Annotated in this window: 15 protein-coding genes; 5 read left to right on the forward strand and 10 right to left on the reverse strand. The window is 68.9% G+C overall.

Going from position 1 to position 13,924, the window contains the following annotated elements; genetic code table 11:
- Positions 1-22 precede the first annotated feature (22 nt).
- From rsmG to AC1DVI_RS00180, 5 genes are all read right to left on the reverse strand, one after another.
- Positions 23-637, reverse strand: coding sequence for a 16S rRNA (guanine(527)-N(7))-methyltransferase RsmG (gene rsmG, locus AC1DVI_RS00160; RefSeq protein ID WP_476956310.1), 615 nt, complete (start codon positions 635-637; stop codon positions 23-25).
- The gene (gene mnmG, locus AC1DVI_RS00165; RefSeq protein ID WP_476956311.1) at positions 637-2,505 is read right to left on the reverse strand and encodes a tRNA uridine-5-carboxymethylaminomethyl(34) synthesis enzyme MnmG; all 1,869 of its coding nucleotides are present in this window, start codon (positions 2,503-2,505) and stop codon (positions 637-639) included. The genes rsmG and mnmG overlap by 1 nt, the downstream gene beginning before the upstream one ends.
- Before the next feature lie 109 nt (positions 2,506-2,614).
- Positions 2,615-3,946 carry a tRNA uridine-5-carboxymethylaminomethyl(34) synthesis GTPase MnmE gene (gene mnmE / locus AC1DVI_RS00170; protein ID WP_476956312.1) on the reverse strand — a complete coding sequence of 444 codons (1,332 nt, stop codon included), beginning with the start codon at positions 3,944-3,946 and terminating at the stop codon, positions 2,615-2,617.
- Between the two features lie 34 nt (positions 3,947-3,980).
- On the reverse strand, positions 3,981-4,340 hold the full coding sequence (locus AC1DVI_RS00175) for a (2Fe-2S) ferredoxin domain-containing protein (protein WP_476956313.1): 360 nt from the start codon (positions 4,338-4,340) through the stop codon (positions 3,981-3,983).
- Positions 4,337-4,588: a DUF6489 family protein gene (locus AC1DVI_RS00180; RefSeq protein WP_014238933.1), complete on the reverse strand. Its 252-nt coding sequence runs from the start codon at positions 4,586-4,588 to the stop codon at positions 4,337-4,339. The genes AC1DVI_RS00175 and AC1DVI_RS00180 overlap by 4 nt, the downstream gene beginning before the upstream one ends.
- Positions 4,589-4,742: 154 nt before the next feature.
- On the opposite strand from AC1DVI_RS00180, the gene AC1DVI_RS00185 reads away from it, so the two are divergent.
- Genes AC1DVI_RS00185 through AC1DVI_RS00195 form a run of 3 tightly spaced genes read left to right on the forward strand, consistent with a single transcriptional unit; the run spans position 4,743 to position 8,283 of the window.
- Positions 4,743-6,761 (forward strand): thioredoxin domain-containing protein, encoded by a 2,019-nt coding sequence (locus AC1DVI_RS00185; protein WP_476956314.1) that lies wholly within the window; start codon positions 4,743-4,745, stop codon positions 6,759-6,761.
- A gap of 4 nt (positions 6,762-6,765) precedes the next feature.
- Positions 6,766-7,287, forward strand: a complete 522-nt coding sequence (locus AC1DVI_RS00190; protein WP_476956315.1) for a methylated-DNA--[protein]-cysteine S-methyltransferase — start codon at positions 6,766-6,768, stop codon at positions 7,285-7,287.
- Positions 7,288-7,308: 21 nt separating this feature from the next.
- A complete protein-coding gene (locus AC1DVI_RS00195; protein WP_476956316.1) occupies positions 7,309-8,283 on the forward strand; it encodes a quinone oxidoreductase family protein in 975 nt (324 codons plus the stop codon).
- Positions 8,284-8,322: 39 nt separating this feature from the next.
- Here the strand turns inward: AC1DVI_RS00195 and dnaQ are convergent, their stop codons facing one another.
- Genes dnaQ through AC1DVI_RS00220 form a run of 5 tightly spaced genes read right to left on the reverse strand, consistent with a single transcriptional unit; the run spans position 8,323 to position 11,952 of the window.
- Positions 8,323-9,000, reverse strand: coding sequence for a DNA polymerase III subunit epsilon (dnaQ, locus tag AC1DVI_RS00200; protein WP_476956317.1), 678 nt, complete (start codon positions 8,998-9,000; stop codon positions 8,323-8,325).
- Positions 8,993-9,637 (reverse strand): dephospho-CoA kinase, encoded by a 645-nt coding sequence (gene coaE / locus AC1DVI_RS00205; RefSeq protein ID WP_476956318.1) that lies wholly within the window; start codon positions 9,635-9,637, stop codon positions 8,993-8,995. The genes dnaQ and coaE overlap by 8 nt, the downstream gene beginning before the upstream one ends.
- 10 nt (positions 9,638-9,647) lie before the next feature.
- Positions 9,648-10,502: a shikimate dehydrogenase gene (locus AC1DVI_RS00210; protein WP_476956319.1), complete on the reverse strand. Its 855-nt coding sequence runs from the start codon at positions 10,500-10,502 to the stop codon at positions 9,648-9,650.
- A complete protein-coding gene (locus AC1DVI_RS00215) occupies positions 10,499-11,107 on the reverse strand; it encodes a Maf family protein (RefSeq protein ID WP_476956320.1) in 609 nt (202 codons plus the stop codon). The genes AC1DVI_RS00210 and AC1DVI_RS00215 overlap by 4 nt, the downstream gene beginning before the upstream one ends.
- Complete coding sequence (locus AC1DVI_RS00220; protein WP_038530215.1) at positions 11,104-11,952, reverse strand: pyruvate, water dikinase regulatory protein; 849 nt, start codon at positions 11,950-11,952, stop codon at positions 11,104-11,106. Before AC1DVI_RS00220 ends, AC1DVI_RS00215 begins: the two co-directional genes overlap by 4 nt.
- 448 nt (positions 11,953-12,400) lie before the next feature.
- On the opposite strand from AC1DVI_RS00220, the gene hemE reads away from it, so the two are divergent.
- Positions 12,401-13,426: a uroporphyrinogen decarboxylase gene (hemE, locus tag AC1DVI_RS00225; RefSeq protein WP_476956506.1), complete on the forward strand. Its 1,026-nt coding sequence runs from the start codon at positions 12,401-12,403 to the stop codon at positions 13,424-13,426.
- Between the two features lie 48 nt (positions 13,427-13,474).
- A complete protein-coding gene (gene hemJ, locus AC1DVI_RS00230; RefSeq protein ID WP_038530217.1) occupies positions 13,475-13,903 on the forward strand; it encodes a protoporphyrinogen oxidase HemJ in 429 nt (142 codons plus the stop codon).
- The last annotated feature ends 21 nt before the right edge of the window (positions 13,904-13,924 follow it).

A 13,924-nucleotide genomic window follows, 5' to 3' on the forward strand; every position in this document is an offset into this window, starting at 1 on the left:
GGAATGCATCAGGGTCGCGGTCTTAGACACGGGCGATACCACTCACACGCAGGATGGTTCCGGTGGGGTCGGTGCGGCTGTCAAAGCGCTCGGTCCGCATCTTCCAATATTTGGTGGTATCGGTCAATTCGTCCGCCACATTTTGCCCCTTGGGAAACAGTGCCGCACCCCGGTCCTGCAGGAAGGGATGGGCCCAATTCAACAGATCGTTCAGCGGCGCCAGGGCACGGGCGGTTACCACGTCAGCGGCAATCGGCGGCACCGCCTCGATCCGCTTGTTGTGCACGGTGACCGGCGCTCCGGCGACACGGGCGGCCTCGCGCAGGAATGCGCATTTGCGGGAGTCGCTCTCCACCAGATGCACCTCCGGCACACCCATGATGGCGAGGACCAAGCCGGGGAAGCCGGCGCCGCTGCCCAGATCGACCAGCACCCGGGCACCCTCAGGCAGCAGCGGGTGGAGCTGCGCGGAGTCGAGGAAATGCCGGCGCCAGGCGTCGGGAAGGGTGGAGGGGCCGACGAGGTTGATCTTCGGCTGCCACTTGCGCAGCGTCGCCTCGTAGGCGGCGAGGCGGTCCAGCGTTTCACGTGAAACACCGGTTTCCGCCTGGAAGGCCGCGGCGTCGAACACGCTCATCAGATGGCCACCTTAACGTCGCGCCGTTTCACGTGGCGGAGCAGGGCGACCAGCGCCGCCGGGGTCATGCCGGGAATGCGGGCGGCGGCGCCCAAGGTCGCCGGGCGAGCCTGCCGCAGCTTCTGCCGGATTTCCGCCGACAGGCTGCCGATGGTGTCCGGATCGAGATCGTCGGGAAGATCCAGCGCCTCGTCCTTGCGGAAGGCGCGGATGTCGGCCTCCTGCCGGTCGAGATAGCCGGCGTACTTCCCGTCAATCTCCAGCTGCTCGACAACGTCGGTGGGGATCGCCGACAGCTCCGGCCACAGCCGGGCGAGGGTGGCGAGGTCGAGGTCGGGATAGCGCAGCAGATCGGCGGCGGTCCGGCGCACACCGTCCTGATTGACCGCGATGCCTTGCCGCTGCAGCTCCGCCGGGGTGGCCTGAAGGGCGCGCACCAGCGTGCGACCGGCGGACAGCGCCTCGGCCTTCGCCGTGAAGGCGTCGCGTCGCGCCGACCCGACGCAGCCGATGGCGAGACCTTTTGGGGTCAGCCGCTGGTCGGCGTTGTCGGCGCGCAGGATCAACCGATACTCGGCGCGCGAGGTGAACATCCGGTAGGGCTCGTTGGTGCCTCGGGTGATCAGATCATCGACCAGCACCCCGATGTAGGCGTCGGCGCGGTCGAGGACGAAGCCCTCCGCCGAACCGCCGGCCAGCAGAGCGGCGTTGATGCCGGCCATCAGGCCCTGCGCCGCCGCTTCCTCGTAACCGGTGGTGCCGTTGATCTGGCCGGCGAAGAACAGGCCGGGAGTCCGGCGGGTCTCCAGCGTCGGCTTCAGCTCCCGCGGGTCCACGAAGTCGTATTCGATGGCGTAGCCGGGCCGGATCATCACCGCCCGCTCCAGCCCCGGCATCGTCTTTAGGAAGCCGAGCTGAACGTCGCGGGGCAGGGAGGTCGAAATACCGTTCGGGTAGACCGTGTCGTCGTCCAGCCCCTCCGGCTCCAGGAAGATCTGGTGACGCTCCTTGTCGGCGAAGCGAACCACCTTGTCCTCGATGGACGGGCAGTAGCGCGGGCCGGTGCTCTGGATCTGGCCGGAGTACATCGGCGCGCGGTGGAGGTTGCCGCGGATCAGCGCGTGCATCTCCGGCGTCGTCCAGGTGATCGCGCAGTCGATCTGCGGCGTGTCGATGCGGTCGGTCAGGTAGGAGAAGGGCGGGGGCGGCGTGTCGCCCGGCTGCCTTTCCAGCCCGGCCCAGTCGATGGTCTTGCCGTCGAGCCGCGGCGGCGTGCCGGTCTTCAGTCGGCCCAGCGGGAAGCCAAGACGCGCAAGCGTGTCGGACAGGCCGATGGACGGCGCCTCGCCGACACGGCCCGCCGGGGTGGTTTCCTCGCCGATGTGGATCAGGCCGCGCAGGAAGGTGCCGGTGGTCAACACCACACTTCCCGCCAGGATGGTCTCGCCGGAGCCGGTCACCACACCCGTGACGTGCCCATCCTCGCCGATGGACAGGTCTTCGGCGCCGCCGGCCTCGATGGACAGGTTCGGCTGTTCCGCGAGGATCGCCTGCACCGCCTGCCGGTAGAGCTTGCGGTCGGCCTGGGCGCGCGGGCCGCGGACGGCTGGACCCTTGCTGCGGTTCAGGATGCGGAACTGGATGCCGCCACGGTCGATGGCGCGGGCCATGACACCGTCGAGCGCGTCGATCTCGCGCACCAGATGGCCTTTCGCCAACCCGCCGATGGCTGGATTGCAGGACATCTCGCCGACGGTGTCCAACTTGTGGGTGAGCAGCAGGGTGCGCGCACCTATGCGCGCCGCAGCGGCGGCAGCCTCGCAACCGGCGTGGCCTCCGCCGACAACAATGACGTCGAACGTTCGCATGGCCGGACCATAGCCGAGTCAGCGCCAGACGCCAAGCGCCGCGACGCCGCGCAGCCCGTGTTTCACGTGAAACAGCGCTGTGCGGCGTGTTTGTCACGCCCCCGCCGGTTCACTTGCCGATGCAGAAATCCCGGAAGATCACGTCCAGCAAATCTTCGACATCGACCCGCCCGGTAATCCGCCCGAGGGCGCGGCTTGCCAGACGCACATCCTCGGCCATCAGCTCCGGCAAGGGGGCAGTCAAGGCTCGGCGCAGGGCATCCCGACACTCTTCCAAGGCGGAGCGGTGGCGGGCGCGGGTCAAGGCCGGGGCGCCGCTGCCGGACAACCGGTCGGCGGTAAACGCCGTCAAACGCCGCTCCAACTCCGGCAGGCCGGTGCCGGTCCGCGCCGAGACCGGGACCGTGGCCTGATCACCGACCGTTGGTGTGGCCGTCTCGGCAAGGTCGGTCTTGTTCAGAACGACGACCGTGTCCTTGTCCACCAGAGCAACCGTTGCCGGGTCGAGTGCAGGAAGGGCGGTGGCGTCGAACACGGCGACCTTCACGTCGGCGCGCGCGGCGCGGTCGAGGGCTCGGCGGATGCCTTCCTCTTCCACCTCGTCGGCAGCCGCCTCGCGCAAGCCCGCCGTGTCGGCCAGCACCACCGGATAGCCGCCAAGGTCGAGGTGGACCTCGATCACGTCGCGGGTGGTGCCGGCGCGGGCTGAGACGATGGCGGCCTCGCGGCGGGCGAGGGCGTTCAGCAGGCTCGACTTGCCGGCGTTAGGCGCGCCGACGATGGCGATGTGCAGCCCCTCGCGCAGCCGCTCACCCCGGCCGCGGTCGTCGAGATGGGCGTCGATCGCGGCGGCCAAAGCGTCCAACACAGGGCGGGCGGCGTCCGACACACCGGACGGCAAATCCTCATCGGGGAAATCGATGTCGGCCTCGATGTGGGCGAGCGACCGGGTCAGCCGCTCGCGCCAGCCGTCGTAGAGCCTGCCGAGCGCACCGTCCATCTGGCGCAGTGCCTGACGGCGCTGGGCGGAGGTCTCGGCGTCCACGAGGTCGGCGACCGCCTCGGCCTCGGTCAGGTCGAGCTTGTCGTTCTCGAAGGCGCGGCGGGTAAACTCGCCGGGCTCGGCGACGCGCAAGCCGGGCAGGGCGGAGAGCGCCTCCACCACGCCGGCCACCACGGCGCGCCCGCCATGCAGGTGCAGCTCAACCACGTCCTCACCGGTGAAGCTGCGGGGGGCGGTGAAGCGCAGGACCAGGGCGTCGTCCAGCGCCTCGTCGGTCTTGGGATCGCGCAGCCGGACGAGCGTGGCCATGCGGGGTGCGGGCAGGGGCTTGCCGGTCAGGGCGGCGAGCGCGTCGCCGGAGGCCGGGCCTGAAACGCGAACCACCGCCACACCGGCGCGGCCGGGGGCGGTGGCGAGGGCGAAGATCGTCGGGATCATCGTGCCGAATATCATTGTGCCGGTTCCGGAACGATCAGCCGACTTGTTCCGGCAGCAATTCGTTTTGTTCCGGCTTCAGCATGAGCCGCTCCACCCGGCCACCACCGATCAGATGCGTTTCCAGGATCGCGTCCACGTCGGCGAAAGAGCGGTAGGTGTACCAGACGCCCTCCGGATAGACGACCAGCACCGGACCCAGCTCGCAACGGTCCAGGCAACCGGCGGCGTTGATCCGCACACGGCCGTCCAGACCCAGTTCGCGGGCGCGGACCTTCATGTAGTCGCGGAGCTTCTCGGAGCCACGGGCGGCGCAGGAGCCGCGCTTGTGTCCGTCGGGGCGGCGGTTGGTGCAGGAGAAAACATGGGCTTCGAAGTAGGGCTTCGGATCGGTCACTTGCGTCCATCCTGTCCCATGGCGGCGGCCATCTGGGACCAAAACATTTTCTGAAGCTGCTCCATGCCCTGAATTCCCGCCGGCAGCCACGTCTTCATCATCGTCTCGGGGTCCATGGCGAGCAGGGAGGCCTGCATACGATCCTGGATCTCCTGCATCATGGCGTCCTGCATGGGCTTCACGTCGGGAAGGCCCAGGAAGTGGCGCGCCTCCTCGGGTGTGCAGTCGATGTCGATGGTGATTTTCATGGCCCCATTTCCTTGGAAGGCGCGCGGTGCGCGGGAAATTAAGGGTTGAGCGCCGCTTCGGCTCATGCCCCACTATACAGATAGGAAGCCCTGGCGCAACGGCACCGCCGCGCCAGTTTATTCCCAACCACGCCACAAACCGGAAACGCCTGCGATGCCCGCGAACCTGCTTGGCCGGGAGACCAGCCCCTACCTGCTCCAGCACAAGGACAACCCCGTCCATTGGATGGCCTGGGGTCGCGACGCCTTCGAACGGGCCAAGCGCGAGAACAAGCCGGTGCTGCTGTCGGTCGGCTATGCCGCCTGCCACTGGTGCCACGTGATGGCGCACGAGAGCTTCGAGAACCCGGAGATCGCCGGGCTGATGAACGAGTTGTTCGTCAACATCAAGGTGGACCGGGAGGAGCGGCCCGACGTCGACCAGATCTACCAGTCGGCCCTGGCGATGCTGGGGCAGCAGGGCGGCTGGCCGCTGACCATGTTCCTGACGCCGGAGGCCGAGCCCTTCTGGGGCGGCACCTACTTCCCGCCGGCCTCGCGCTACGGGCGGCCCGGCTTCCCCGACGTGCTGCGCGGCGTGGCGGAGACCTACCGCAACAAGCCGGAGAACGTCACCCGCAACGTCGCCGCGCTGAAGGACGCGCTGGGCAAGCTGGCCGAAAACCGGGCGGCGGGGGAGGTCGACCTCGCCATGCTCGACCAGATCGCCGACCGGCTGGTCCGCGAGGTCGATCCCTTCCATGGGGGCATCGGCCACGCCCCGAAATTTCCCCAAGTGCCGATCTTCACCTTGCTGTGGCGGGCCTGGTTGCGCACCGGCAAGGAGCCCTACCGCGAGGCGGTCACCAACACGCTGGCCCATATGAGCCAGGGCGGCATCTACGACCATCTGGGCGGCGGCTTCGCCCGCTATTCGGTGGACGAGATGTGGCTCGTGCCGCATTTCGAGAAGATGCTCTACGACAACGCCCAGCTCCTCGACCTGATGACGCTGGTCTGGCAGGCGGAACGGGAGCCGCTGTTCGAGACACGCATCCGTGAAACGGTGGGCTGGGCGCTGCGCGAGATGATCGCCGAGGGCGGCGGCTTCGCGGCGACCCAGGACGCCGATAGCGAGGGTGAGGAGGGCCTCTTCTACATCTGGAACGAGGAGGAGATCGACCGGCTCCTCGGCCCCGGTGCGGAGGTCTTCAAGCGCGCCTACGGCGTTACGCCGCAGGGCAACTGGGAGGGGGCGACCATCCTCAACCGGCTGCACCGCATCGAGGCGCTGGACGCCGAGACAGAGGCTAAGCTGGCCGAACAGCGGGCGATCCTCTGGCGGGAGCGCGAAAAACGGATCAAGCCGGGCTGGGACGACAAGGTGCTGGCCGATTGGAACGGCCTGATGATCGCGGCCCTCGCCCAGGCCGGCATGGTCTTCGACGAGCCGGAGTGGATCGCGGCCGCGCAGCGCGCCTATGCCTTCGTCCGCGACCGCATGACCGAGGAGGGGCGCCTGCTGCACAGCTGGCGGGCCGGGCAGCTCAAGCACCGGGCGACGCTGGACGACTACGCCCACATGGCGCGCGCGGCACTCGCTCTGCACGAGGCGACCAGCGACGCCGGCGCGCTGGAGCAGGCGCGGGCCTGGGTGCGGGTGCTCGACGCACATTTCTGGGACGACGTGGCCGGCGGCTATTTCTACACGGCGGACGACGCCGACGACCTGATCGTGCGCACCAAATCGGCCGGCGACGCGGCGACGCCCAGCGGCAACGGCACCATGCTGGCCGTTCTGGCAACCCTGCACCACCGCACCGGCGAGGCCGCCTACCGGGAGCGGGCGGACGCTTTGGCCGCCGCTTTCTCCGGCGAGCTGAGCCGCAATTTCTTCCCGCTGCCGACCTATCTGAACGCGGCGGAGCTTCTCCAGAAGGCCCAGCAGATCGTCATCGTCGGCGACCCGCAGGCGCCGGACACCAAGGCGCTGCGCCGGGCGGTGCTCGACCGTCCGCTTCCCGACCGCATCCTCAGCGTCCTGCCGCCGGGAACGGATCTGCCCGCCGGGCACCCGGCCCACGGCAAGGGCATGCAGGGCGGGGTGGCGACCGCCTATGTCTGCACCGGCATGACCTGCTCCCCCCCGGTGACCACGCCCGACGCGCTGGCCGCCGCCCTGACCCGGAGATGACCTCGTGGCGCAGACCCTCAACAACGCGGCCATCGGCAGCCTGACCATCGACAGCCCGCTGGGCCTGCTGACCCTGACCAGCGCCGCCGGCGCCATCGTGGCGCTCGACTGGGGACGGCTGGGCGACGACCGGCCGGACCCTGTGCTGGAGGAGGCGGCACACCAGCTCCGCGACTATTTCGCCGGGACGCGGTTGGATTTCGACCTGCCGCTGTCCCCCCGCGGGACGGCCTTCCGGCAAAAGGTCTGGGCGGCCATGCAGGCCATCCCCTACGGCGGCGTCCTGACCTACGGCGACGTCGCGCGGATGCTGGATACGGCGCCGCGGGCCGTGGGTGGAGCCTGCGGGGCCAACCCGATCCCGGTGATCATCCCCTGTCACCGCATCGTCGGGGGCGGCGGGGCGCCCGGCGGCTATTCCGGCCTGGGCGGCTTGCGGACCAAGGATTGGCTGCTCCGCCACGAGCGGCGGTACCGGGTGACAGCGGAACAGGCCGGCGATACGCTGGAGCTTCAGCTTCTATAAAAAGGGAAGGGACCGACCACCATGGTTCACGCGATCCGCATCCACGACTACGGCGGACCCGAGGCGTTGCGCTGGGACGAGATCGAGGTGGGCGACCCGGGCCCCGGTCAGGTGCGGCTGCGCCAGACCGCGGTCGGGCTGAACTACATCGACACCTATCACCGCTCCGGCGCCTACAAGCTGCCGCAGCTTCCCGCCATCATCGGGACCGAGGGCGCCGGCGTGGTCGAGGCCGTGGGGCCGGACGTGACGACGCTGAAGCCCGGCGACCGGGTCGGCTACGCGCCGCTGATCGGCGCCTACGCCGAATCCCGCCTCGCCCCCGCCGACCGGCTGATCCCGCTGCCGAGCTGGATCGAGGACCGGCAGGCCGCCGCCATGCTGCTCCAGGGCATGACCGCGCAGTTCCTCCTGCGCTCCACCTACGCGGTGCAGCCGGGCGACACCATCCTGGTCCAGGCCGCCGCGGGCGGTGTCGGCCAGATCCTCTGCCAGTGGGCGAAGCATCTGGGCGCCACCGTGATCGGCACGGTCAGCAGCGACGAGAAGGCGGAGCTGGCCCGCGCCGCCGGCTGCGACCATCCCATCGTCTACACGCGCGACAACTTCGTGAACCGGGTGAAGGACCTAACGGACGGGCAGGGCGTGCCGGTGGTCTATGACGGCGTCGGCAAGACAACCTTTATGGACAGCCTGGACTGCCTGCGTCCCCGCGGCTTCATGGTGCTGTTCGGCGCGGCGTCCGGGCCGGTACCGCCGCTTGACCTTCAGGTCCTGGCGGCTAAGGGCTCGCTCTACGTCACGCGCCCGACCCTGTTCAGCTACGTCGCCAAGCGCGACGACCTGATGGCCAGCGCCGCCGACCTGTTCGAGGTGGTGCATTCCGGCGGGGTGACCATCAACGTCGGCCAGACCTTCGCGCTGCGCGACGCGGCGGAGGCTCACCGAGCGCTTGAGTCCCGCGCGACGACCGGCTCCACGGTGCTGCTGCCGTAAGCTTCAAACTCCCTCTTCCGGGTCGGGAGAGGGAACAGCTCACTCCGTGGCCCAGAGCGGGTTCTTCAGCTTCTTGAGAAGCTCCGCATGGGCCGCCAACTCCTCCTCGCTCGGCGCGTGGGCGCGGGGGGCGCGGTAGGGGCGGTCGATGCGGATCGCCGCGGGACCGCCTGCCGCCGGGCCGGAGGCCAGCGCCAGACCGGCCTGCCGCCCGCCGCGCAGCTCCAGATACACCTCGGCCAGAAGCTGGGCGTCGAGAAGCGCGCCGTGGTAGGTGCGGCTGGAATTGTCGACGCCGAAGCGTTTGCAGAGCGCGTCCAGGGTGGCCGGCGCGCCGGGGAATTTCTGCCGCGCCATCAGCAGCGTGTCGATGGCCCGGTCCTTCGGCATCACCGGATAGCCGGCGATCCGCATCTCCCAGTTCAGGAAGTGCATGTCGAAGGCCGCGTTGTGGATCACCAGCGGCGCGTCGCCGATGAAAGCCACGAACTCCGCCACCACGTCGTTGAACAGCGGCTTGTCCGACAGGAACTCCGTCGTCAGCCCGTGCACTGCCACCGCGTCCGGCGGCACGTCGCGCTCCGGGTTGACGTAGCAGTGGAAGGTCTTGCCGGTGGCGACGTGGTTGTGCAGCTCGACGCAGCCGATTTCGATCAGCCGGTGCCCTTCCTCGGGCTTGAAGCCGGTCGTTTCCGTATCGAGGACGATCTCACGCATGAACCACCTGTCCGGGCTGGTATCCCCGCGGCGGCCATTGCCGGCCGCGGCGCCGCTTCACGTCGGCGAGGATGTTGCGCAGCGCCCGCCGGGTGGCCCGCCGTCCGTCGCCGGTGTTGACGACATGGTCGGCGCGCCGACGTTTCTCCGCGTCGGGCATCTGCCGGGCCAGAATAGCGGCGAACTTGTCCGGCGTCATGCCCGGCCGCGCCAGAACCCGTGACTTCTGCACCAGGAAGGGGGCGGTGACCACCACCGTGCGGTCCACCTTGCGCTCCCCGCCCGTTTCGAACAGCAGGGGGATGTCCAGCACCGCCACGCGGACGCGGCGGCGCGCCGCTTGGCGAAGGAAGCGCCGCTGTGCCGCCTGCACCGCCGGATGGAGGATCGCCTCCAGCCGCTTCAGCGCCGCCGGATTGCCGAAGACCGCGGCGCCCAGCGCCCGCCGGTCCACGGCACCATCCACGACCACGCCGGGGAAAGCGGCTTCAATGGCCGGCACCGCCGCGCCGTGGCGCCCCAGCAGGCCGTGCACCACGGCGTCGCTGTCGCAGACCGGCGCGCCCATGCGCTTCAGCATGCGCGCCGCCGTGCTCTTGCCCATGCCGATGGAGCCGGTCAGTCCCAAGACGATCATCGCGCGACCCTCAGCCCTGGAGAACGGCCGCCTTCAGCCCCTCGGTCACCTCCGGCTCGCGGCCGAACCAAGCGGCGAAGCCGGGGCGGGCCTGATGGAGCAGCATGCCGACGCCGTCCACCACGCGGTTGCCGCGGGCCTGCGCCGCGGTCAGCAGCGGGGTCATCAGGGGCGTGTAGACGATGTCGGTGACGACGGCCGAACCGGGCAGGGCGCGCAGGTCCAGCTCCAGCGGCGGCTGGCCCGCCATGCCCTGGGTCGTCGTGTTCACCACCAGCGCCGCCCCTTCGAGAAGCGTTTCACGTGAAACCCAATCGGCGGTCTTGATGGCGCCGACCCCATCGCTGTTGCCGATGTCGGCGGCCAGCTCGTCCGCCCGCGCCCGTGTGCGGTTGACCAGCCAGACCCGCGGCGCCCCTTCATCGAGCAGGGAGGCGACGACGGCCCGCGCCGCGCCGCCGGCCCCGATGACCAGCGCCGGCCCGTCCGATGCCTTCCAGCCCGGTGCGCCGCTCTTCAGGTTCTCGATGAAACCGAAGCCGTCGGTGTTGCGGCCTTCGAGCGACCCGTCCTCGCCGACCACGATGGTGTTGACGGCGCCCATCCGCTTGGCGGTGGCGTCCAGCCGGTCGACCGTGCGATAGGCGGCCTCCTTGTGCGGAACCGTGACGTTGCAGCCGCGGAAGCCGAGCGCGGGCAGGGCGCGGATGGCCTGCTCAATCCGGTCGGGAGGCACCGCCAGCGGCACATAGGCGCCATCGATGCCGTACTGCTCCAGCCAGTAGCCGTGAAGCCGGGGCGAACGCGAATGGCCGATCGGCCAGCCCATCACCCCGGCCAGCTTCGCCTTGCCGCTGATCGTCATTCCGCAATCACCCCATGCACCCGCAGGAACCCGAGCAGCGGCAGCAGCGGCAGCCCGAGGATCGTGAAGAAGTCGCCGTCCACCCGGTGGAACAGCTGCGCGCCCAACCCTTCGAGGTGATAGGCGCCGACCGACCCCAGCACGTCGTCCCCCGCCGCGTTCAGGTAGGACTCCAGAAAGGCGTCGCTGAACGGGCGCATGGTCAGGCGGGCGCGGTCCACATGGTGCCACAGCCGCTCGCCGTCGCGGATCACCACGGCGCAGCTCACCAGCCGGTGCGTCCTGCCGCGCAAGTCCTGAAGCTGGGTCCGCGCGGCCGCGCGGTCGGCCGGCTTGTCGAACCAGCGGCCCTCGCACTCCAGCATCTGGTCGGCGCCGATCACCAGAGCGCCGGGGTGCTTGCGGGTGACGCGCTGCGCCTTCAGCTCGGCCAGCGCCTCGGCCACATCCTCGACCGGGGCTCCCTCGGCGCGGGCGGCCAGCTTGATCTCCTCCTCGTCCACCGCGGCGGGCGCAAGCGTGACGCGCACCCCGGCGCGCTCCAGCATCTCCGCCCGGGTGCGGGAGCCGGAAGCGAGGACGACCGCCGGAACCGCTCTGCTCACGTGATCGATCCTTCGGGCGGAAGGCCGGGCAGGCCGCCGGTCTGGCGGCGGGCGAGCAGCATCATGATCTCCGCCGCCGTCTCCTCGATGGAGCGGCGCGACACGTCGATCACCGGCCAGCCGCGCCGGGTGAACATGCGCCGGGCGTCGGTGACCTCGGCGCGCACCACCTCGGGATCGACGTAGGTGGAGGACTCGTTCTGGTTCAACAGCTTCAGCCGGTTGCGGCGGATCTGCACCAGACGGTCCGGATCCTTGGTCAGGCCGACGACCAGCGGCCGGGTCAGCTTCTCGATCTCCGGCGGCATCGGGCAACCGGGGACGATCGGGATGTTCGCCGCCTTGATGCCGCGGTTCGCCAGATAGATGCAGGTCGGCGTCTTCGACGTGCGCGACACGCCCATCAGGATCACGTCGGCCTCGTGCAGGTCCCAGCTCGACTGGCCGTCGTCGTGCGCCAGCGCGAAGTCCATCGCGTCCATGCGCCCGAAATACTCGGCGTCCAAGGCGTGCTGGCGGCCGGGCTGGCGCTGCGATTCCACGCCGAGGAAGGCGGCCAGCGCGTTGATCAGCGGGTCGAGCACCGGGATGCAGGGGACCTGCACCTCACGACAGAAGTCCTGGAGGCGGCGGCGCAGCTTCTCGTCCACCAGCGTGAACATGACGAGGCCGCGATTCTCCTGGACGCCCTCCAGAACCATGTCGAGCTGACGCTCGGTCCGCACGAGATTCCAGAAATGCTCGACCGGGCGAACATCGTCGAACTGGATGACGCAGGCGCGGGCGACGCTGTTGATCGTCTCGCCGGTCGCGTCCGACACAAGATGCAGGTGGAACTGTCTCATCCGTCCCCAACGTGTTGTGGAGAACCCGTCCGAATCTGTGGACAACGGGGATCTCCTGGATTCTGTCCCTCCGGGCGGGACTCGTCGCCCCCGCTGGCGCCCCCTTCGGGACAATCCGCGCGCCCTCTCCGGAACATGGGTACAATGACTCCCGCGGACCATGTTATCCACGGGATTCCCAGGCTTCGCGGTATAGCATTTCCGCCGTTTCCGGCGAAAGCGTCCGGAGTCGTCCACAGAATCCGATTTTCGTCCACAGCGCACCGTCCGGCCTGTGGACGATTCCGCGCAAAGCGGGGATTCCCGTTTTCCACAGGCACCCACCACCCCTTCTTCCTTTCTCTCCTTAAAAAGAATACTGAGTAGAGGGGAGACAACCCGCAGACCCGATTCACTCATAGGGGAACGATCCGCCGTGTCCGAGGCCGTGACCAAGATTGCCAAGCCGATGCTCGCCGCCCTCGCCGGCGAGGTGCGCCCGCGCCCGCCTTTCTGGCTCATGCGCCAGGCCGGCCGTTACCTGCCGGAATATCGGGAATTGCGCGCCAAGGCCGGCAGCTTCCTCGACATGTGCTACAACCCGGATCACGCGGTGGAGGTGACCCTGCAGCCGCTGCGCCGCTACGACATGGACGCCGCGATTCTGTTCTCCGACATCCTGGTGGTGCCGCATGCCCTGGGCCAGCCGCTGGCCTTCCTGGAGGGCGAGGGGCCGAAGCTGGACCCTGTGAGAAGCGTGGAAGACCTCAAGCGCCTGTCCCGCGACCGCTTCCACGAGCGGCTGGAGCCGGTCTACGAGACCGTCCGCCGCCTCTCCAGCGCGATTCCGGCGCACACGACGCTGATCGGCTTTGCCGGCGCGCCCTGGACCATCGCCTGCTACATGGTCGAAGGGGCGGGGTCCAAGGAGTACGCGCATGTCAAGCGCTGGGCCTACGGCGATCCCGCCGGGTTCGGCGCGCTGATGGATCTGCTGGTCGAGGTGACCGCCGATTACCTGTGCACCCAGATCGAGGCCGGGGCCGAGGTCGTGCAGCTCTTCGACAGCTGGGCGGGCGTCCTGCCGGCCAGCGAATTCCGCCGCTGGGTGATCGAGCCGACGCGGCGGATCGTGGATCTCATCAAGGCGCGTCACCCCGCGATTCCGGTCATCGGTTTCCCGCGCGGTGCGGGCCTCTCCTATGAGGCTTACGTCACGGACAGTGGGGTGGATGCCGTCGGGCTCGACACCACCGTCCCGGTGGCTTGGGCGGCCGGGAATCTGCAATCCAGATTGCCGGTGCAGGGCAACCTCGACCCGATCATGCTCGCCGCCGGTGGCGAGGCCCTGCGCACCGCCGCGTCGGAGATTCTGGAGACGCTCGCCGGCAGGCCCTTCGTCTTCAACCTGGGCCACGGCGTGATCCAGACCACGCCGCCGGACCACGTCGCCGAGCTGGCCCGTCTGATCAAGGACTGGCCGAACCGCGGCTGAGGCACCGGTGGGTTAAAAAGCGCGCAACGGGAAGGGAAGGGGAATCCAGTGCTTTATCTCTGGGTCAAGGCTCTGCACGTCATCAGCATCATCGCCTGGATGGCCGGGCTTCTCTATCTGCCGCGGCTGTTCGTCTATCATTGCGAGACGGCGCCGGGCTCCGAATCCTCGGAGCGGTTCAAGGTGATGGAACGCCGTCTGCTGCGCGCCATCATGAATCCGGCGATGGGTGCGGCCTACCTGTTCGGAATCGCGATGATCGTGATGGAGCCGGCCTGGATGAAGCAGGGCTGGCTGCACGCCAAGCTGCTGTTCGTCCTGGCCCTGACCGGCACGCACATGATGATGGCGCGCTGGCGGAAGGACTTCGAGGCGGACCGCAACACCCGCCCGCAGCGCTTCTTCCGCATGTGGAACGAGGCGCCGACCCTGCTGATGATCGGCATCGTCATCTTCGTGATCGTGAAGCCGTTCTGACGACAAACTATAAATAATGGA

The sequence above is a fragment of the Azospirillum sp. P4_B5 genome (genome assembly GCF_056402275.1).